Origin of the sequence: Meridianimaribacter flavus (assembly GCF_004366715.1) — a bacterium.
In the GTDB taxonomy this organism is placed as follows: Bacteria; Bacteroidota; Bacteroidia; order Flavobacteriales; family Flavobacteriaceae; genus Gaetbulibacter_B; species Gaetbulibacter_B jejuensis.
Map to the genome: position 1 here is coordinate 278423 of NZ_SOQZ01000003.1, position 19127 is coordinate 297549.

Below are 19127 nucleotides of genomic sequence, written 5' to 3' on the forward strand. Positions count from 1 at the left end.
AATTATACGAGTGTAGAACTCTATTCAATACGTAGGTCTACGTAGTGTAATTTGAATTAAAAAAGAAAGAGGCCAAACGTTTTTAAATTTTGACCTCTCAAAGGATTGATTAATAGCTTAGTTTAATTTTGTTCTGCAGGCTTATAAGTACCACAAAGGCAAGGGTAGTTTAGCCCATTTATAACTTCTTGTTCTACATTAAAGAATCGAGGTATTGTTAAACCTCCACCGTTTCCTATACTTGTGTAGTTAAAAGTAATGGTACCTCTAACTCCTCTAGATTCATCTGCAGCGTTTTCTGAAAAGTTTTGTGAATTATTAAAACCAGAATCATTAAAAGAATCTCCTTTAGTAACAGAAGAGGTGATAACCCAAAAAGGGACGTTGTCATAATTTGAATTAGATGAATAATTACCAATAACAATAGCTTGTGTTATTTGTTCGGCAGTAAATGCTCTTGCATACGGTTCTTCAGGATAGCTATCCTTGCACATTTCATTTGCTGCTTGCCAACCAGTTTTACCATTGTAACTAAACTTTCCATCATCAGATGGGTAGCTTCTACCTAAAATATAAGGTTCCATTAGGACAGGATTGGTTACTGTAGATGCTGTCTTAGCATGTAGCGCATATGGTACACTTAATAACTGACTTGTAGCAATAATAGTATAGTTTGTGCCTCCATCGGGATCTGTTTCGGTTTTAATAAAATAAGTGTTAGATGACCAATCAATAGTACTTAAGTCTCCAGATACTACTGATCCACTACCTATTTCTATGCTTATCAATCCGTTTTGGTTTGTTACTGGTGCATGTGTTTCTGTATAAACCGCTGTACCTGTAGAGTTTCCTTGCAAAATGCTTATTTGCATACCAACGCTAGCATTGCTAACAAGTTCGTTAGATGCATTTCTTATAACTGCTTGATAGCTCATTTTTTCAGGGCTTTGAGCATATGACAAAAAATAGCAAAACACACATGCGATAAGGTATAGTTTTCTCATAATATTAGTTTTTAATGATTTTGAATGTTTTTATAAGATTAGATTGATGATATATGTTTAAAAAGTAGGTGGCCGAAGGTTTCTGCTTCATATTAATAATTGTGCTATTAGAGACTATTTTCTCTATGCTAATTGTTTCACCTAAGAGGTTGACAAGTCTATAAGATAAATCAGGATTATCGTTTTCTAACTTAAGTTGTAATGTATTGGTTGTAGGATTTGGAAAAGCAACTATTTTTAATGATATAGCACTTTCTTGTGTTCCTAATGTTTCTGAAATTGAATACGACTGTTGTACACCTTGCTCAATACTTCCACTTGAAGACGTGCTATTGGTGTAGGCAATCTGTCCTATAGTATAACTTACACTACCTTGAGAGCTATTTGCTGTGTTACCATTGCTTACTGTAGCAGTTTGTGCAACTATTTTTGTATTAAAAAGCAAGACTATAACTATTAAAATAAGTTTTTTCATAACTATATAGGTTATTGATTCTATATGCTAAATTATACTAGTGTAGAGCTCTATTCAATACGTAGGTCTACGTAGTGTAATTAGAATATTTTGATACTGAATAAAAGAAAGTCCAACGCTACGTTTAAACAGGTTTTCAATGTTTTTGGTATCGCATTGATAGCGTTTAGAAAGTTGTTTTAGTGATGTGTTTTCGTTTAAAAAGTGTAGGTGAAAAATAATACTATCTAATATTGAAGGTGTAAGATCTTTAAGTTTAGGTGTATTTAGTTGTGCTAAAAATTCATCAGAATTGGTAGCCTGTATAGTTATATTATTCTGAGTAAGATGATCTACATATGTTGGTCTGCATTTAACTACAAATTGAGAATGTTTTAATTGTAAAGGGTTTGCAAGTGGCTTATGATAGGTTGTGTTATTTTCTTCAGAATATAAAATGTAACTATATCCATCGGGTTGTAATAGATCATAGTCTTTATTGCTTATACTCACATAAAAGATATCTACAACCCAATAATTAATAGGTAAATAATATTTGTGCTTAGTGATAATAGTATGTTACAATTTTATAAGTTTCAAAATTATAACATGTTGTTTGGTAGTAAAATACGTAGGCTTACGTATTAAAAAGGTCTGGGTTTTGTTTTAACCAGACAAAAAGTGCATTTTGGTTGGTGGTATCTATCTCTAGCTTTTTTATAATGTTACTTCGGTGTTTTTCAACAGTACGTTTAGAGATAAATAGCTCTTCGGCAATCTGTGTGCTGTTGAGGTTTTTTTCTAAGTATTTTAATATTTTTAATTCGGTAGCAGTTAAAGTTTCAATAGATGTATTAGTGCCGCTATCAAAATGAACTGTGCTTTTTAGTTTCTTTCCTATGTACGTGTTGTTATTATTAATACTATCTAAGCATAGCTCTAACTCTTCTAAAGCACTATCTTTTGTAATGTATCCATGTATAGTTTTTCCCACTTCGTTTAGTAACGATTCTTGCTTATGAAGTGTTAAAATAATAACTTTAGTATTTATCTTATTGCGTTGTATTTCTTGTGCGACTTCGAGCCCATTTAGTTTAGGCATGTCAAAATCCAGTATAGCAATATCAGGAATTTGTTTTGAAATTTTGTTGTACGCAGTATTACCGTCGGTTGCAGTATCAATAACTTTAAACCACTTTTTTTCTAAAAATTCCTTTGTTCCATTAAGTAGTAATGGGTGGTCATCTGCAAGAATGATAGTTGTTGGCATTGTTTAACTTTTAGGAACTTTTATTTGTATCGTTGTGCCTTTTCCTTTAACAGAATCAATACTTAACTGAGCACCGATTATTTGGGCACGCTCTTTTAGAGTTTTTAATCCAAGGCTATCTATAATTTGACTGTTTTCAGACACATCAAACCCAATACCATTATCTTTTATTTGAAATAATACAGAATCGTTTAGGTTTTCAACCATGATGTTACAAGCTTTTGCTTTAGAGTGTTTTTCAACATTGTTTAAGCATTCTTGCAGCATTCTAAAAACAAAAATTTCTTTGTCTTTAGAAATTTCTAACTTTTCGATTTCAATAACTTCAGAATAGAAGATGTCAGAGTTTTTCTGAAAATTCTCAACCGTATTTTTAATTGAAGCTAATAAACCTAATTTTTCAAACTGAAAAGGATGAAGACTTTGAGATATATGTCTCACTTCATCAATAGTGTCGTCTATAATTTTGGTGTCTTGGTTTTGCTTATCGTTGAGCAAAACTTTATTTTTTATAAGCAACAGACTTTGGCCCACACTATCGTGAAGTTCGCTAGAAATGCGTTTGCGTTCGGTTTCTACATTTCTAATTAAATCTTGTGCAAAGGTTTTTTGTAGTTGTGCTTTTTTTTGTGAAAATCTTCGAGAACGCCATAAAACGATAATACTAAACAGTGCTATTAATGCTAAAATGCTAAACCATAAGGTTTGTTTTTTGCGTTTGTTTTGTTCATCTAGAAGTGCAATTTCACTATTTTGTTCTTCTATCTTTTTGTCTCGTTTTGCAGTTTCATAAAGCGTTTGGTAATAGGCTAGTGCTTTGGTTTTTTGTACAGACTGTATCGAGTCTTCAATTTTTTTTGAAGCTTTATAAAACGAAAGTGCTTCATCAGGTCTGTTTAATTTTTCGTAGACTTCAGATAAGAATTTCTGAGCCTTTCTTTTTCCTTTAATGTCGTTACTTGTAGAGACAATGTTTAAGTGCTCTATACCAAGTGTCTTTGCCTTTTCGTAGTCTTTTTCAGCAAAAGCTAGTTTTTTTATGGCTTTATAATATCTGGCTTTATGGATGCCTTCTGTATTTTGTTGGTCTTTTTCAACTTCTTTTAAATAGAATTTTGCCTTTTCTAAACTATCATTTTCGGCATAAGCAATAGTGAGCGCATTCAATAAAATAGGGTTGAAGTAATTGAAATGATTCGATTTTTTACAAACCACCATAGCTTTGTGAAGATTCTCAATACGTTGGGTTTCTAAACCTAGTTTTTTTAAATCGTTTGCTTCGTTAACATACAGTGAAATAAGCTGTCCGTAACCTTTAATTTTGGTGGCTAATTTTATAGCTTCTATGCGCTCATTTTGGGCTTCTTCTATAAAACCATTAACACTATACAATATGGCTAAGGTGTTTTTAGCAGCTATGATATTGAAAGTGTCTTTTTCTTGAATAAAAATTTCTGAAGCTTGTTTTAGAGTTTGCGAAGCCAACGCAAATTTTCCTTCATCAGAATAGGCATAACCTTTATACAGAATAGCAAATCCTTTAACCCGATTATCATTAGCTTTTTCGGCATAAGTAATAGCTTTGTCGTAGTGAGACATTGCAGAGTCTACTTGCTTGGTAAAGTAATAACTATCGCCAGAGTCTATATACAAACTAGCTAAATTTCTAGCACTAATATTATTTTTTAAGGTTTTAAAATAGGTATTGAAAATAGCAATACCAGTTTTAGGTTTGCCTAAAAAATTATTGTGATAATTAATAAGGTTTGTAGTATTGTAAGCCGCAATATTAAAAGAGTCTAGCTTTATAGCGAGATCTATAGTAGAACGTGCAATAGAGTCGTAAGGAAAATTAGATTTATCTCTAACAACCGATGTTAGGCTATCTAAAAGAAATAACTTTTTGGCATCGTCCTTTTCAGATTGTATTTCAGTTTTTAGTTGATCTACGAGTGGTTTTAAATCTGAATCTTGAGCATTTACAGATAAAAAAAATAGTAGAGAAAATACGAGTGAAAGTTGTTTCATTTGGGGTAATTTCTCTACTAAATTAATTAAAAAAAATAATTAGTTGTTCTCAATCCACTTTCTGGCATTTACAAAGGCTTCTAACCAAGGCGACACTTCATCTTGTCGTCCATCAGGATAGTTAGCCCAGTTCCATTGAAATGTAGAACGCTCAATGTGAGGCATAGTCACCAAATGTCTTCCAGTTTTATCAGTCATCATAGCTGTATTAAAATCTGAACCATTTGGGTTATGAGGATATTCAGCATAACCATATTTTGCTACAATATGGTATTTGTCTTCAGAGTATGGAAGGCTAAATTTACCTTCTCCATGCGAAATCCAAACACCTAATGTGCTACCTGCTAAGGTTGAAAGCATAATAGAGTTGTTCTCTTGAATTTTTACAGAGGTAAATGAGCTCTCGTGTTTATGAGAATCATTATGCACCATTTTACCATGCTGCTCATGCTCTGGATTAATAAGATCTAGTTCCATCATTAACTGGCAACCGTTACAAATACCAACAGAAAGCGTGTCTTCTCTTTCAAAGAAATTTTTAATGACTTCGTTAGCTTTGTCATTGTATTTAATAGCACCAGCCCAACCTTTAGCAGAGCCTAAAACATCAGAGTTAGAGAAACCACCAACCGCACCAAGGAACTGAATGTCTTCTAATGTCTCACGCCCAGAAATTAAATCGGTCATGTGTACATCTTTAACATCAAAACCTGCTAAGTACATAGCATTTGCCATTTCACGTTCAGAGTTACTTCCTTTTTCACGTAAGATAGCAGCTTTCGGTCTCGGTTTGCTACTGTCAATACTAGGTAATTTACCTGTAAAATGACTTGGGAATGTATATTGAAGTGGTTGTTGCTTGTAGTTGTTGTAACGTGCTTCCGCTAAACCATTAGCAGTTTGTTTCTGGTCGAGTAGGAAAGAGGTTTTGTACCACATATCTCGTAATCTTGAAACCGTCATGGTAAATACGTCGCTTCCATTGATGATGCTTAATACATCAGCATCAGTTACTTTTCCAATGTTATGGAAGGTAATCCCAGCTTCAGACAATGTGTTTTCAATACTGTTATCTGTAGATTGAATAACGATACCAGCGTTTTCAGCAAATAAAACTTTGAATGAATCTTTTTCAGCCAATTCAGTAATATCTAATTCTGCACCAAGATTGTTATCTGCAAAACACAATTCTAGTAAAGTTGTAATTAATCCACCTGAAGCCACATCATGACCAGCAACAATTTTATTATCTTTTATTAATTGCTGAATCGTGTTAAACACAGTTTTGGTATAAGCTGCACTTTTTACATTTGGTGTGCTGTTTCCTACTTTATTATTGATTTGTGCAAACGAGCTACCACCAAGTTTAAAGTCGTCTTGAGATATATTGATATAATAAATATCGCCTTTATCCTTCTTGAAAACAGGCTCTACCACCTTGGAAATATCATTACAATTGGCAGCAGCAGAAATGATAACTGTACCAGGAGAAATTACATCACCATCAGGATATTTTTGTTTCATAGACAATGAATCCTTTCCTGTTGGAACATTGATACCTAAATCTATTGCAAATTCAGAAACCGCTTTTACAGCTTCATATAGTCGTGCATCTTCACCTTCATTTTTACAAGGCCACATCCAGTTTGCAGAAAGCGAAACACTTTGCAAACCATCTTTTAATGGAGCCCAAATAATATTTGTTAAGGCTTCGGTAATAGAATTGCGACTACCAGCTACAGGGTTTATTAATCCTGAAATAGGTGAGTGGCCAATACTTGTTGCAATACCTTCTTTTCCTTTATAATCTAAAGCCATTACACCTACATTATTTAATGGAAGTTGTAATGGACCAGCACACTGCTGTTTAGCTACTTTACCACCAACGCAACGGTCTACTTTGTTAGTTAACCAATCTTTACAAGCTACAGCTTCGAGTTGTAATAGTTGGTCTAAGTAATCGTAAAAGTTATCTGAATTATAGGATAGATCACTGTAGTTTTTGTCAACCGTATGATCAGTCATTATAGTTTTTGGAGAGCTACCAAACATGTCTTCTAAAGCCAAATCCATTGGTTTATCACCATTGGTTTTAGATTCAAAAGTAAAACGATGCTTGCCAGTAACCTCACCAACATCGTAGATTGGTGAACGTTCTCTGTCTGCAATTTTATGTAAAGTGTCTAAGTGTTTTTCTGAAATGACTAATCCCATACGTTCTTGAGACTCGTTACCAATAATTTCTTTGGCAGAAAGGGTAGGATCACCCACTGGTAATTTATCTAAATCAATGTGCCCACCTGTGTCTTCAACCAATTCTGATAAACAGTTAAGATGTCCACCAGCACCATGATCGTGAATAGAAACAATTGAATTTTCATCACTTTCTACCATACCACGAACCGCATTGGCAGCACGTTTTTGCATTTCTGGGTTAGAACGTTGTACGGCATTTAATTCAATACCACTGTCAAATTCACCTGTGTCAGCAGACGATACAGCAGCACCTCCCATACCAATACGGTAATTATCACCACCTAAAATTACGATTTTGTCACCTTCTTTAGGTGTGTCTTTTATGGCTTGATCTGCTTTTCCGTAACCAATACCACCAGCTTGCATTATCACTTTGTCGTAACCGATTTTATCAGTACCTTCTTGATGTTCAAAGGTTAATACAGAACCACAAATAAGAGGTTGCCCGAATTTGTTTCCAAAATCTGAAGCTCCGTTAGATGCTTTAATTAGAATATCCATTGGAGTTTGGTATAACCATTTACGCTCAGGAAACGCCTTTTCCCAAGGACGCTCTTCTTCTAAACGCGAATACGATGTCATGTAAACAGCTGTTCCAGCTAACGGAATAGAACCTTTACCACCAGCAAGTCTATCTCTAATCTCTCCACCAGAACCTGTAGCAGCTCCATTAAAAGGCTCTACAGTTGTTGGGAAATTGTGTGTTTCAGCTTTTAATGAAATTACAGATTCATAATCTTTAGTTTGATAATATTCAGGAACATCTGCACGTTTTGGAGCAAACTGTTCTACAACAGGCCCTTTTATAAACGCTACGTTATCCTTGTATGCAGAAACAATATCATTTGGATTTTGTTTTGATGTTTCTTTAATCATTTTGAATAACGATGTCGGTTTTTCTTCACCATCAATAACGAATGTTCCATTGAAAATTTTATGACGACAGTGTTCTGAGTTCACTTGTGAGAACCCGAATACTTCAGAGTCTGTTAATGGACGACCAATCTTTTTTGAAACACCTTCAAGATATTCAATTTCATCGTCGCTAAGCGCTAAACCTTCTTGTTGGTTATATGCCGAAATATCTTCAATATTCTGAATCGCTTCAGGTTGAATGTTTATGGTGAAGATGTCTTGATTTAAGCTTGAAAACTTTTCAGAAATCATTGGGTCGTACCCTTTAAAATCTTCAGATGTAGAAATGAATTCTTCAATTCTAATGATGCCAGAAATTCCCATGTTTTGAGTAATTTCTACAGCATTTGTACTCCAAGGCGTTATCATAGCAGCTCTTGGACCAACAAAAAAAGCATCGAGAGATGCTTGTTCTATTTTTGGCTGGTCGCCAAATAACCATACTAATTTAGAAATGGTTTCTGTTGATAATTCTTTTGTGGCTTGAACAGCAAATACTTTGCTGTTTTGGTTTCCGAAGAAATGAATCATTATGCGTATGTTATAGTTGTGTTTTGAAAGTGCAAAAATACACTTTTTTTCGTGTAATGATGATTATTTCAATTATTGATTGTAGGATTTATTCACGAGGTTTTGAACAAAAAAAAGCGACTTGTAAGAGTCGCTTTTTTAAGTTTAGTTTTTTATGAGCTTTTTGCTTAAGGTAGAATTACCTTGTTTAATTCTTAAAATATAAACTCCTGTTGAAAGTTGTTCTGTATTTATTGTACTAGAATTGGTAATTACTTTTGATAAAACATGCTTACCTAAAACATTAAACATGTCGATTTGAGTTTCGATTTGACTGTTAAGTTTAATGTTTAAGCTGTTTTTTACTGGGTTTGGATAAATTGAAATAGCTTCTATACTATTTTCAGGTAAACTTAAACTTGAATAGCATGTCCAAGATAAATTATCCATTCCTACTCTGGCATCACCTGAGTTATTGTCCTCAATTACCACAGTTACATTTCCATCAACATTAATATCAGTAATAGTTGTAGTTTGTACAGTATCGCTATAAGGGATTGTGCCTGCAAGATTTCCATTTACCATTACATTTAAGGTTCCATCAGAACCAGAAAAGATACGTTGAGTAGTAATCGTAAAACTTCCAATACCACCACTAAGAGTAGGTGAGGTTAAAGATGCGCCATCAGTAGTGCCTCTATAATCGATTAATATAGCTCTACTGCCTTCTATGGTTTGGTCTGTTCTAGCTTCGGTGGCGTTCCAAGTACCACTATCTCCTGTCCAGGTTCTATCAGTATATTGCGAACTGTTTGCTGGCATGTCTTCAAAATCTTCTGAGGCACACTCATCACCATTAGCTCCAGCTTCAGTTGTGGTGCCATTTACTGAGTTACTTTGAGAAGATTCGTTTCCTGCAGCATCTTTTGCAATTACATAAAACGAATATGTGGTTTCTGGAGTTAAATTAACTACAGTTGCTGAATTTGTAGTAACCGTCATATTATATACACCATCTACATAAACATCATAAGCAGTAACACCTATGTTGTCAGTTGAAGCAGTCCAATCTAAAGAAATTGTAGTTGAACCTTCGTTAGTAACCATAAGATTGGTTGGAGTAGAAGGAGCTTCGGTGTCAGGAGTTATGTTCCAAATCATTTCAACGTACTCAGGATGGTCAACAAAAGGGTTTCTGTTACTCTGATGGTTGTAATAGATATTGTTATTTCGATCTATTTCTTTTTGAGAAACAGGGTCCATTTGGTGCCATGTTAGAAGTATACTTAAAAAAGGATCGTCTAATACTTTGTCTGAACTTCCGTCAAACATAGCATAGCTTCCCCAACTACTGATTTGATCTTCGTATCGTGTTACAAAATAGAAGTAGATACGAGCAATGTCTCCTTTAAATTCATCAATAGGTTCAAAAACTGTATTGGTATAACCAGCAGAGTAACCACTATTGAGGTTGCCTCCAAGTTTAGAGCCATTTTGCGTTGGATTAGAAATACCTTCTTGACTTACTAATTGACTGTTATCAACTACTCCAAATGGATAATTGTTTCTAAAACCGTTAACTCTACCATCTGTAGGTAGGAGATGGTGCGCATCGCTTCTCATTGGAGTATTTTGGCTGAAAACAGATTGTGGAATAACGTGTTCTTTGTTATAGCAATCGCCTTCTCCACTGTAATTTCCACACTCGTCACTAACAGGAGAGAAGGTGTAAGGGTCTGATCCTGTTGGATTTTCTGAATAAGGATCTAAAATGGTGTTACTTCCTGTTTCATAATAATTATCTAAATCATAAGAAGCAATAAAACCATCCATAGCATTATAACCTTGATCGTTATGGTTGTCTATAATGTTGTGTAGTTGCGTTTTTAAAGTGTAGCCAGTTCCTGTTGCGCTATCATAATAACCTGCAGGTATTTGTGCAAAAGCTGCAGTTGAAAAAATTAAAGTAGCTATTAATGTGTAGAATTGTTTCATCTATTTAGGTTTATTTTTTCTTTTCAAGTAATGCCATGTAAAACCCATCAAAACCTGATTTATGGGCTAAAATCTTTTTGTCTTTTACAAAGGTAAAGTCTTTTCCAGATTCCGATGTTAAAAATTTGTCAACTTGTTTTTGGTTTTCAGAAGGTAAAACCGAACATGTAGCATACACTAGTTTGCCACCAGGTTTTACCATTTTAGAGTATTGTTGTAATACCTCTTGTTGTGTTACTCTTATGCTGTCTAGAAATTCAGGTTCTAATTTCCATTTTGCATCAGGATTTCTACGTAAAACACCTAATCCAGAACAAGGAGCGTCAATTAAAACTCTATCGGCTTTGTCATAAAGTTTTTTGATAGGTTTTGTAGAGTCAATAACACGCATGTCAAAATTATGAACACCATTACGCTTGGCTCTGGTTTTCAGCTTTTTTAACTTACTTTCATAAATATCCATTGCAATCACCTGACCTTTGTTTTGCATCAAAGCAGCGATGTGTAATGTTTTACCACCAGCTCCAGCACAAGTGTCTACAACTTTCATTCCTGGTTGCACATCTAAAAAGTCGGCTACTAATTGAGACGATGCATCTTGTACTTCGAACCAACCATCTTTAAAAGCTTCGGTTTTAAATACATTAGCGCGTTCTTTTAATTTTAGAGCGTAAGGATAGTTGTTTAAAAACTCGGTTTCAATATCTTCAGACTGAAGTTTTAACTGTAAGTCTTTTTTGTTGGTTTTTAAAGTGTTTACACGTAAGATAACTTCGGCTTGCTCATTTTGCATAGCAATTTCCTTAGTCCATGTATCTTCACCTAATTCTGCAATTCCAACTTCATCAATCCAATCAGGAATAGATTCGCGAAATTTTCTAATTTTTGATAATTCATCAAAACGACCTTTAATTTTACGTGTTGGCGTATTTACAAAATACTTCCAATCAGGTAAACGAATACCTTTTAAGGTTGCCCAAACAGCAAACATTCTCCAAAGGTTGTCTCTGTCGTAAGGCGCTTTAACTTCAGCTATTTCAGCATATAAACGTTTCCAACGTACAATATCGTAAGTGGTTTCGGCAACAAACGATCTGTCTCTACTTCCCCAACGTTTATCACGCTTTAAAAGAGATTGAATTACCTTGTCGGCATATTCTCCTTCGTTAAATATCTTGTGTAAGCCGTCAATAACGGCAAAACATAAATTTCTATGTAATCGCATTGTAAAAAATTCAGCATGCAAATTTACGGTTAATTCCTAAGATTTTTCCTTAATTTACTACCGAAAATATAATATTTGGAAGAAAAGGAGTTTATACAAGCATTAAAGAGTAGAGATTCTTTAGCTTATAGTAAGTTAATTGATGATTTTCAAGACAAGGTTTTTGGGACCTGTATGTCATTTGTGCCAAATAAAGAAGATGCTGAAGATATTGCTCAAGAGGTGTTTTTAGAGGTGTTCAATTCAATAGATAAGTTTAAAGGTAAATCAAAACTTACTACATGGATTTATAGAATAACCACTAATAAATGTTTAGAATTTATTAGAAAAAGAAATACTAAAAAACGATTTGCTTTTTTGCAGTCAATAACTGGAAATGTTTTACCTCTGGACAAAACAACTTATTTTACTGAAATAAACCATCCAGGAATACAACTAGAAAATAAAGAATTAAATGAAACTTTGTTTAAAGCTATAAATTCACTTCCGGAAAGTCAAAGTGTTGTGTTTACATTACACAAAATTGACGGAAAGAGTTATGATGAAATAGCTGAAATAACTAATAAGAGTTTATCTTCAGTTGAATCAACAATGTTTAGAGCGAAGAAGAATTTAAAGAGTATACTAGAAAATTACTATAAGAATGAATACTAGTACAAGTTTTTTTGAGTATTTGCATCTAAATATAAAGAGACTAAAAATATTAATATGAATAAAAAAGTGCAAGAGGTATTAGATTCTGCTGAATCAATAGGAAGCGTAAAAGCATCTCCTTTTTTTAAAGAAGGTGTCATGCGTCAAATTCACAATGTATCAAATGAAAAAGAATTGGTGTTGTGGTCTTGGTTTACGCCTAAATTGCAACTAGTAACCTTGACTTGTGTTATTGTTTTGAATATTGTAGCATATACTAAACTTAAAGAGATTACTTACAATGAAAATGTAAATAGCTTTGCAGAATCATATGGTTTGTTAGAAAATAATGAATCTTCAATATTAAATTAAGCATGAAAAAAAACACAATTATATATTCGTTACTTGTTTTTTTAGTAATCATGAACATGTTTTTCTTGTATAATTATATGTTTAAACCTACTAATATAAATGAGCGACGTCAGCAGAATAATAAAGATTTTATAGTTAGTGAGCTAGGGTTTAGCGAAGAACAAAAAGCCGAATTTAGAAAAAAAAGTATCAGTCATCACGAAGCTATGAGACGTCTAAATGATGAAATAAAAATCCTTAAGGATGAATTGTTTGATAAATTATCTGACGATATAGTTAATGATAGTGTTATTGACTCTATTACTTCATTGATAGGTGAAAAAGAAAAATCTAAGGAACAAGAGGTTTTTCGTCATTTTAAAATGATTCAAGAATTATCCAACGATAAGCAGAAAGAAAAATTTAAAATGATAATTATGGATGCTTTAAGACGAAACGATAGAGGTGCTAATAGAATTCCGCCTCCTCTAAGGGAAGAGAATAATCGTATTAGGCCACCAAGAAATTAAAAATCACAAAAAAAAGACTCCAATAAAGGAGTCTTTTTTTTGTGATTTTTTTAACACCATTAAGCACAAGTATAAAATGAAAACCACATCTAAAAATATCTAACAACAATAAAAAATATGAAAACAAAAACATTAATTACTGCCATTTTTATCTTAACAAGTATAAATCTTTTTGCTCAAGGACCAGGAGGTAGAGGAGGAAGAGGTAATGGAAATCAACAAAGAGGTGAGAAACCTAGTGCATCTAAAATTTTAGAAATGTTAGATGTTAATAATGATAAAGTTATAGATAAAGACGAAGCCTCTAATGATAGACGAGGCAAGATATCTGAAGATTTTGCTGAAATAGATACCAATGAAGATGGAGTGATAGATTTAGATGAGCTAGAAGCATCATTAGAATCTATGGATAAACCTAGAGAAATTTCTGCAGAAAAGGTTTTAAAAGAGGTAGACGATAATGAAGATGGATTGTTAAATGAGCTAGAAGTAGCCGCAAAAGATAGAAGAGAGCTCATCAATAATTTTAAAATTATTGATACCGATGAGGATGGTCAACTTAATCTTGAAGAATTAAAAACATTTTACTCAAGCATGAAAAAGGAGAAGCGATAGAAAGTAAATTAAGTATGATGATGCTAAAAGAATTTGGTTTTAAATTGTTGTTTTGGTTATAGCCTAAGCTAATAAAGGTATAAAAAAACACAAGTTTTAATTGAAAGTAGCATCTAAATAAATATAACCAAAAAACAAATTATAAATGAAAAGACAATTTTATCATGTAGTAGCTGTAATAGGAGTTTTATGTTTTATGAGTTGCAAATCTTCTGAAAACACAGCAGAAACAAAGAGTAATGAGCAAAGAGAATCAGGTGGAGCACCAAATGTAACCGAGTTGATTAAAGAAATGGATGCTAATGGAGATGGTAAGTTATCTAAAGAAGAAGTAAAAGGACCATTAGCTGAAGATTTTTCTAAAATAGATACTAATGAAGATGGATTTTTAAGTCTAGAAGAGTTAAAGAATGCTCCTAAACCTAGTAGAGATGAACGAGGAGGTAGACCTCAAAGAGGAAGAAACTAAATAATAAATCAAGATTTAAATTATGAAAATAAGATATTATAACATATTAATTATTTTAGGATTAGTCGTTGTATCTTTTATTGCTTGTTCTAGTGGAGACGATTCAACAGCATCAAATGAAGAAGAAGTTATTTCTGAACTTCACCCAGCTTTTTCAGAATTTAATAGTGATGCAGTAACAATTTTTTTAGAGGGTTCTAATGTGGTTATTGAAACTACAGGTTTGCCAAACCATGAAACAGTATATTGGGGAGTTGGTCACGAGCTTTATATGGAAGAACCAGATGTTGCGTTAACACCAAGCATTATGAATAGTAATAATAATGCAACAACAATTGTAGTAGATGCAACACCTAATTTAACAGGAAATACTGTCGCCACAACTTTTGATACTATAGGTATAGCGGTTAGTGGAGCATCAATATTTAATGATCAAGAAGGAGGAGGACCTCTTGATGCTGCAGCAGCTAGTTTAGACTGGACAGGAGCTCATATTGGTCCAGGAGTATACCACTATCATTTAGAACCAAAGGCTTTTAGTAATGATGATGATAATTTAGTAGGTATTTTATTAGATGGCGTTTTTCTTTATGGACGTAGAGATTACCCTTCAAATGAATACCCAACAGATTTAGATGAATCAGGAGGTCATTTTGGGCCTACACCACATAATCCAGATGGTGAATATCATTACCACATTATAAATGAAGTGTATTCAACAACAGGCTCGTATTTAGCATTTGCAGGACCATATCAAGGATATTAATTAATCGTTTTTATTATGAAACCCACATTGTTAATGATTGTTATGGTAGTTCTTTTAGGTTGTGGTAACTCTCCTGATAAAACTGCAAACGTAAATGTATTATTGTCTGCTGATACTGATGCTATAGCCATTGCTAATGTTGAAGTCTTAAAATCAGAGTTGGTTTTAAATCAAATAGAAGGAGTTTGGTATTATAATAATCAACCTTATAATGGTTACAGTTTAAAGTTTCATAAAAATGATTTGCTTAAGGAAAAACTAGGTTTTTTTAAAGGTAAACGACAAGGGCAAGCAAAAACTTGGTCAGAACGTGGAGTATTACGTACAGTCTCATTTTATAACCAAAATAAATTAACAGGAGTTTATAAAAGTTACTGGGAAAACGGAAATTTAGCTTTGCAAGTTCATTACAAAGACGGGAAGAAACAAGGTGAAGAAAAGCAATGGTACCCAAATGGAACGTTGGCTAAACAACGATGGTTAGAAGATGGTAAAGAAAAAGGAATGCAAAAAGCATGGTTGTCTAACGGAAAGCTATATGTTAATTATGAAGTTAAAAACGGAAGAGTTTTTGGGCTAATGCGCTCCAATTCATGTTATAAATTAGAGAATGAAAAAGTTACTAAAAAGATATAATATAGACGTCGTTTCGGTTTGTATTGCATTAATAGTATTAAGTTGTAATAACACTGTAAAGCCTAAAACCCCTAAAGCTTTAGAGACTAGTAGAGTTAACTATTTGCCTTACTATAATGAAGCTTCTTTTACACCTAATTGGATAACTCCAGGAACAGAGGAAGGAGCGCAATTTCATAAAATCCCAGACTTTAAACTCGTTAACCAACTAGGAGACACAATAACCCAAAAGACTTTTGATAATAAAATATATATTACCGATTTCTTTTTTGCAAGTTGTCCAGGAATTTGCCCTCAAATGACTAGTAATATGTTTAAAGTACAAGAAGCGTTTTTAAATGATGATGAAGTATTGTTTTTGTCGCATTCTGTTACGCCAAATAGAGATTCTGTTCCTGTTTTAAAAAAATATGCAGAAAAACATGGTGTAATTGAAAATAAATGGCATTTAGTAACAGGAAACAAATTAGATATATACAACTTAGGTAGAGAGCATTATTTTGTTGAAAATGATTTAGGCGAACCAAAAAACATTGAAGATTTTTTACATACTGAAAATTTCTTATTAATAGATAAAAATAAACACATAAGAGGAATCTATAATGGGTTAAATAGAGCCTCAATACAACAATTAATAATAGATATTAAAGCACTTAAAGACGAAAGCTAGATTGGTAACCTAGTTTTTTTTTGATTGATTGATGAGTGAAAAGCTTTGTGGTATATCGCAAAGCTTTTCTATTTTTAATAAAAATATATTAAGGATGAGAATATTAGTTGTTGCTGTATTGCTAATTGTGTTAAGTTCATGTAATGATAAGGTAGCTAAAAGAAGCAATAGTTTTACAAGTGTTGAAATTGAAACTATTATTACAGAAGATTCATTATTAGATGTTAGAGCAATTAAAATTGCGAATGGCAAAGTTTGGTTTGCTGGTTCTAATGGTAATTTTGGTTTTGAATCAATTGATGAAATGAATAAAGAGAATTCAAATGTATTTGGTTCTTCAGATTTTGGTGAAAGATTGTCCTATTGGTCAAGACTTTTTAAATCAGATACTTCAGCGCTAGCTATTAGATCAATAGATAAGATTGAAGATGCATTATTTGTGTTATCAATAGCTTCACCAGCCATGTTATATAAATTTGAAGACAATGAAATTAAACTTGTTTATCAAGAAAACCATCCAAAAGCATTTTACGATTCTATGGATTTTTGGAACGACCAAGAAGGTATTGCTATTGGTGATCCAACTGATGATTGTATGAGTGTAATAATTACCAGAGATAGTGGAGAAACATGGACTAAATTGCCTTGTGAAGATTTACCTAAAACTCTAGATGGTGAAGCGGCTTTTGCTGCAAGTGATACTAATATTGCTATAGTTGACAACCATACTTGGGTTGCTACAGGAGGAAAAGCGAGCAGAATTTTATATTCACCAGATAAAGGGGCAACTTGGGAAGTTTATGATACTCCAATTATTCAAGGAAAAGAAACTACAGGAATGTACTCTTTGGATTTTTATGATGCACAACATGGTTTTGCAATAGGAGGAGATTATACCCAACCTAATGATACTATAGGCAATAAAATACGAACAGAAGATGGAGGGAAAACATGGAGTGTGGTTGCTAACGGAAAAGGACCAGGTTATAGAAGTTGTGTGCAATATGTACCAAATAGTAATGCTAAAGAATTAGTTGCTGTAGGCTTTAATGGAATTGACTACACTAATAATGCAGGAGATTCATGGAAGCATCTTAGTGATGAAGGGTTTTATACCATAAGGTTTTTAAACGATTCAGTAGCTTATGCAGCAGGAAAAGGACGAATTTCTAAGCTTACTTTTAAGAACTAAAAAAAGAGCCTGAATAGGCTCTTTAATTATTTAGGGATTGTTTTTTCGTTCTTGTCGACGTTTTTTAAACTCTTCAAACATTTTTCGTTTAAAGTTTTCTTCGGCGGTTTTAAGCTGCAGGATTTTTTTTGAACTAATCACTTTTCTTAAACTGTCAAAAAAGTCAGTTCTTAAATTGTGTTTTTCGTTTTCTAGTTTTATAAGATCATCTAAAATAGCTTTAGCTTCAGCTTCAGAAATGTCATTATTTATTTTTCGCTTCTTTTCTCTAGATAGTTCACGTAGCATGTCTTCTTCTAGCTCATAAGCATTATATATAGGCCAAAACTTTTGTGCTTCACTTTCGGTAAGGTTTAAGTGTTCTGTTATAAATGCTATTTTTAGTGCGTTAATGCGTTCTTTTTTTTCTTCATGAGATTGAGAAAAAGCAGTTGCAAAAAGGCTAATAAAACAAAGGGATACTATTAACTTTTTCATTATTAATCAGTAATTAAATCTTCAACAGTTGTATTTTCAATAATATAATTTTCAAGGGTGTTTTCGGTTATTGATAGTTCCGAAAAGTCGTAAATGCTAATATCATCATTGGTAACTAAAGAAGCAAAGTCCTCATTGGTAAAATCTTCTTCACTAATGTAGCTTTCAATAGATGTTAGCTCTAGGTCATCAAAACTTATTTGGTCTTCAGAACCAAAAAACAAATTAAAAGCTAAAACCATACATGCTGCTATTGCTGCAACTGATGCTGCTTTTTTCCAATTAAACAACTTTATAACTTTGGTTTCTGGTTGCGTTTTTACAGCATCTAACACCTTTACATCTAAATTTTCAAAGTAAGACTCAGGTGCTTTAAATCCATTAGTATCTATTTTTGAAGATAGCTTAGCTTGATTCAGTATAGAGTCGTCTAAACCTTCAAAATAGTTTTTTGGAGTTTTAAAGCCAGTTGTTTTTATATGTTCTAATTTTTTGTTTTTCATTTGTTTATTTGACTAAAATATACTCAAAAGGTTTAATTCGAGGTTAGGTAGTCTTCTATTTTTTTTACTGCAATATGGTATGATGCTTTTAATGCTCCTTCACTTGTGTCTAGTATTTCAGCCATGTCTTTGTACTTTATATCATCAAAATATTTCATATTGAATACAAGTTGTTGTTTTTGAGGCAACGTTGCAATGGCTTGCTGTAATTTTAATTGTATATCGTCTCCTTCAAAGTATACATCAGCTTTTAAATTGGAAATTGAGTGTTGCTGAAGCTCCTCATTACTAATTTGAAGGTGTTTCGCATTTTTGTTTAAATGAGTTATAGATTCGTTGGTAGCGATACGATACATCCATGAAAACAATTTACTATCTCCTTTAAAATTATGAATGTTCTTATACACTTTTATAAATGTATTTTGAAGTACATCATCAGCATCATCGTGTGAAATCACAATTTTTCGAATATGCCAATATAAGCGTTCCTTGTAAAGCGATAGTAATTCTTTAAAGGCTTGTTCTTTGGTGTTTTCAGTTCTTAATCTAAGTAATAGCTCTTTTTCGTCAGTCACTTATAAGTTTATTATTTAGACTTTTGAAAATATGAAAAGTTTAATTAAAAAAA

General features: G+C 32.9%; 20 protein-coding genes. 9 read left to right on the plus strand and 11 right to left on the minus strand.

Annotation, left to right across the window (positions count from 1 at the left end; translation table 11 throughout):
• Nucleotides 1-122 precede the first annotated feature (122 nt).
• From A8975_RS08310 to A8975_RS08345, 8 genes are all read right to left on the minus strand, one after another.
• Nucleotides 123-1004, minus strand: coding sequence for a hypothetical protein (locus A8975_RS08310; protein ID WP_134199736.1), 882 nt, complete (start codon nt 1002-1004; stop codon nt 123-125).
• 4 nt (nt 1005-1008) lie between these two features.
• Nucleotides 1009-1479 carry a T9SS type A sorting domain-containing protein gene (locus A8975_RS08315; protein ID WP_134199739.1) on the minus strand — a complete coding sequence of 157 codons (471 nt, stop codon included), beginning with the start codon at nt 1477-1479 and terminating at the stop codon, nt 1009-1011.
• Between the two features lie 54 nt (nt 1480-1533).
• The gene (locus A8975_RS08320; RefSeq protein WP_134199741.1) at nt 1534-1971 is read right to left on the minus strand and encodes a hypothetical protein; all 438 of its coding nucleotides are present in this window, start codon (nt 1969-1971) and stop codon (nt 1534-1536) included.
• Between the two features lie 124 nt (nt 1972-2095).
• Nucleotides 2096-2728, minus strand: coding sequence for a response regulator transcription factor (locus A8975_RS08325; RefSeq protein WP_134199744.1), 633 nt, complete (start codon nt 2726-2728; stop codon nt 2096-2098).
• A 3-nt stretch (nt 2729-2731) separates the two neighbouring features.
• On the minus strand, nt 2732-4756 hold the full coding sequence (locus tag A8975_RS08330; protein WP_134199746.1) for an ATP-binding protein: 2025 nt from the start codon (nt 4754-4756) through the stop codon (nt 2732-2734).
• 39 nt (nt 4757-4795) lie between these two features.
• Complete coding sequence (gene purL, locus A8975_RS08335; protein WP_134199749.1) at nt 4796-8458, minus strand: phosphoribosylformylglycinamidine synthase; 3663 nt, start codon at nt 8456-8458, stop codon at nt 4796-4798.
• A gap of 144 nt (nt 8459-8602) precedes the next feature.
• Nucleotides 8603-10432 carry an endonuclease gene (locus tag A8975_RS08340; protein ID WP_134199751.1) on the minus strand — a complete coding sequence of 610 codons (1830 nt, stop codon included), beginning with the start codon at nt 10430-10432 and terminating at the stop codon, nt 8603-8605.
• A 10-nt stretch (nt 10433-10442) separates the two neighbouring features.
• Nucleotides 10443-11657 (minus strand): RsmB/NOP family class I SAM-dependent RNA methyltransferase, encoded by a 1215-nt coding sequence (locus A8975_RS08345; protein ID WP_129761291.1) that lies wholly within the window; start codon nt 11655-11657, stop codon nt 10443-10445.
• 75 nt (nt 11658-11732) lie between these two features.
• Between A8975_RS08345 and A8975_RS08350 the strand changes: the two genes are divergently transcribed.
• The 9 genes from A8975_RS08350 to A8975_RS08390 all read left to right on the plus strand — a co-directional run bounded on the left by A8975_RS08350 (nt 11733) and on the right by A8975_RS08390 (nt 17519).
• Nucleotides 11733-12311, plus strand: a complete 579-nt coding sequence (locus tag A8975_RS08350; RefSeq protein ID WP_131508398.1) for an RNA polymerase sigma factor — start codon at nt 11733-11735, stop codon at nt 12309-12311.
• Nucleotides 12312-12365: 54 nt separating this feature from the next.
• Nucleotides 12366-12662, plus strand: coding sequence for a hypothetical protein (locus A8975_RS08355; RefSeq protein ID WP_131508400.1), 297 nt, complete (start codon nt 12366-12368; stop codon nt 12660-12662).
• Nucleotides 12663-12664: 2 nt separating this feature from the next.
• Nucleotides 12665-13171, plus strand: coding sequence for a hypothetical protein (locus A8975_RS08360; protein ID WP_134199753.1), 507 nt, complete (start codon nt 12665-12667; stop codon nt 13169-13171).
• 117 nt (nt 13172-13288) lie between these two features.
• Nucleotides 13289-13786 carry an EF-hand domain-containing protein gene (locus tag A8975_RS08365; RefSeq protein WP_134199755.1) on the plus strand — a complete coding sequence of 166 codons (498 nt, stop codon included), beginning with the start codon at nt 13289-13291 and terminating at the stop codon, nt 13784-13786.
• 145 nt (nt 13787-13931) lie between these two features.
• The gene (locus A8975_RS08370) at nt 13932-14255 is read left to right on the plus strand and encodes an EF-hand domain-containing protein (protein WP_131508406.1); all 324 of its coding nucleotides are present in this window, start codon (nt 13932-13934) and stop codon (nt 14253-14255) included.
• Nucleotides 14256-14277: 22 nt separating this feature from the next.
• Nucleotides 14278-15021 carry a YHYH protein gene (locus A8975_RS08375; RefSeq protein ID WP_134199757.1) on the plus strand — a complete coding sequence of 248 codons (744 nt, stop codon included), beginning with the start codon at nt 14278-14280 and terminating at the stop codon, nt 15019-15021.
• 15 nt (nt 15022-15036) lie between these two features.
• On the plus strand, nt 15037-15657 hold the full coding sequence (locus tag A8975_RS08380) for a toxin-antitoxin system YwqK family antitoxin (protein WP_134199759.1): 621 nt from the start codon (nt 15037-15039) through the stop codon (nt 15655-15657).
• Complete coding sequence (locus tag A8975_RS08385; RefSeq protein ID WP_134199761.1) at nt 15632-16327, plus strand: SCO family protein; 696 nt, start codon at nt 15632-15634, stop codon at nt 16325-16327. Before A8975_RS08380 ends, A8975_RS08385 begins: the two co-directional genes overlap by 26 nt.
• 94 nt (nt 16328-16421) lie before the next feature.
• Complete coding sequence (locus A8975_RS08390; RefSeq protein ID WP_134199763.1) at nt 16422-17519, plus strand: WD40/YVTN/BNR-like repeat-containing protein; 1098 nt, start codon at nt 16422-16424, stop codon at nt 17517-17519.
• A 30-nt stretch (nt 17520-17549) separates the two neighbouring features.
• On the opposite strand, the gene A8975_RS08395 is transcribed toward A8975_RS08390, so the two are convergent.
• Genes A8975_RS08395 through A8975_RS08405 form a run of 3 tightly spaced genes read right to left on the minus strand, consistent with a single transcriptional unit; the run spans nt 17550 to nt 19074 of the window.
• A complete protein-coding gene (locus tag A8975_RS08395) occupies nt 17550-17996 on the minus strand; it encodes a Spy/CpxP family protein refolding chaperone (protein ID WP_134199765.1) in 447 nt (148 codons plus the stop codon).
• Between the two features lie 2 nt (nt 17997-17998).
• Complete coding sequence (locus tag A8975_RS08400; RefSeq protein WP_134199767.1) at nt 17999-18499, minus strand: hypothetical protein; 501 nt, start codon at nt 18497-18499, stop codon at nt 17999-18001.
• Nucleotides 18500-18531: 32 nt separating this feature from the next.
• A complete protein-coding gene (locus A8975_RS08405; RefSeq protein ID WP_134199770.1) occupies nt 18532-19074 on the minus strand; it encodes an RNA polymerase sigma factor in 543 nt (180 codons plus the stop codon).
• Nucleotides 19075-19127 lie beyond the last annotated feature (53 nt).

Excerpts from the sequence above, each read along its gene's own strand:
- A8975_RS08360 (WP_134199753.1), top strand. The coding sequence starts at position 12,665 with ATGAAAAAAAACACAATTATATATTCGTTACTTGTTTTTTTAGTAATC.
- A8975_RS08370 (WP_131508406.1), top strand. The coding sequence starts at position 13,932 with ATGAAAAGACAATTTTATCATGTAGTAGCTGTAATAGGAGTTTTATGT.
- A8975_RS08385 (WP_134199761.1), top strand. The coding sequence starts at position 15,632 with ATGAAAAAGTTACTAAAAAGATATAATATAGACGTCGTTTCGGTTTGT.
- A8975_RS08330 (WP_134199746.1), bottom strand. The coding sequence starts at position 4,756 with ATGAAACAACTTTCACTCGTATTTTCTCTACTATTTTTTTTATCTGTA.
- purL (WP_134199749.1), bottom strand. The coding sequence starts at position 8,458 with ATGATTCATTTCTTCGGAAACCAAAACAGCAAAGTATTTGCTGTTCAA.
- A8975_RS08390 (WP_134199763.1), top strand. The coding sequence starts at position 16,422 with ATGAGAATATTAGTTGTTGCTGTATTGCTAATTGTGTTAAGTTCATGT.
- A8975_RS08375 (WP_134199757.1), top strand. The coding sequence starts at position 14,278 with ATGAAAATAAGATATTATAACATATTAATTATTTTAGGATTAGTCGTT.
- A8975_RS08315 (WP_134199739.1), bottom strand. The coding sequence starts at position 1,479 with ATGAAAAAACTTATTTTAATAGTTATAGTCTTGCTTTTTAATACAAAA.
- A8975_RS08345 (WP_129761291.1), bottom strand. The coding sequence starts at position 11,657 with ATGCGATTACATAGAAATTTATGTTTTGCCGTTATTGACGGCTTACAC.
- A8975_RS08380 (WP_134199759.1), top strand. The coding sequence starts at position 15,037 with ATGAAACCCACATTGTTAATGATTGTTATGGTAGTTCTTTTAGGTTGT.
- A8975_RS08340 (WP_134199751.1), bottom strand. The coding sequence starts at position 10,432 with ATGAAACAATTCTACACATTAATAGCTACTTTAATTTTTTCAACTGCA.
- A8975_RS08365 (WP_134199755.1), top strand. The coding sequence starts at position 13,289 with ATGAAAACAAAAACATTAATTACTGCCATTTTTATCTTAACAAGTATA.
- A8975_RS08325 (WP_134199744.1), bottom strand. The coding sequence starts at position 2,728 with ATGCCAACAACTATCATTCTTGCAGATGACCACCCATTACTACTTAAT.
- A8975_RS08310 (WP_134199736.1), bottom strand. The coding sequence starts at position 1,004 with ATGAGAAAACTATACCTTATCGCATGTGTGTTTTGCTATTTTTTGTCA.
- A8975_RS08355 (WP_131508400.1), top strand. The coding sequence starts at position 12,366 with ATGAATAAAAAAGTGCAAGAGGTATTAGATTCTGCTGAATCAATAGGA.
- A8975_RS08400 (WP_134199767.1), bottom strand. The coding sequence starts at position 18,499 with ATGAAAAACAAAAAATTAGAACATATAAAAACAACTGGCTTTAAAACT.
- A8975_RS08395 (WP_134199765.1), bottom strand. The coding sequence starts at position 17,996 with ATGAAAAAGTTAATAGTATCCCTTTGTTTTATTAGCCTTTTTGCAACT.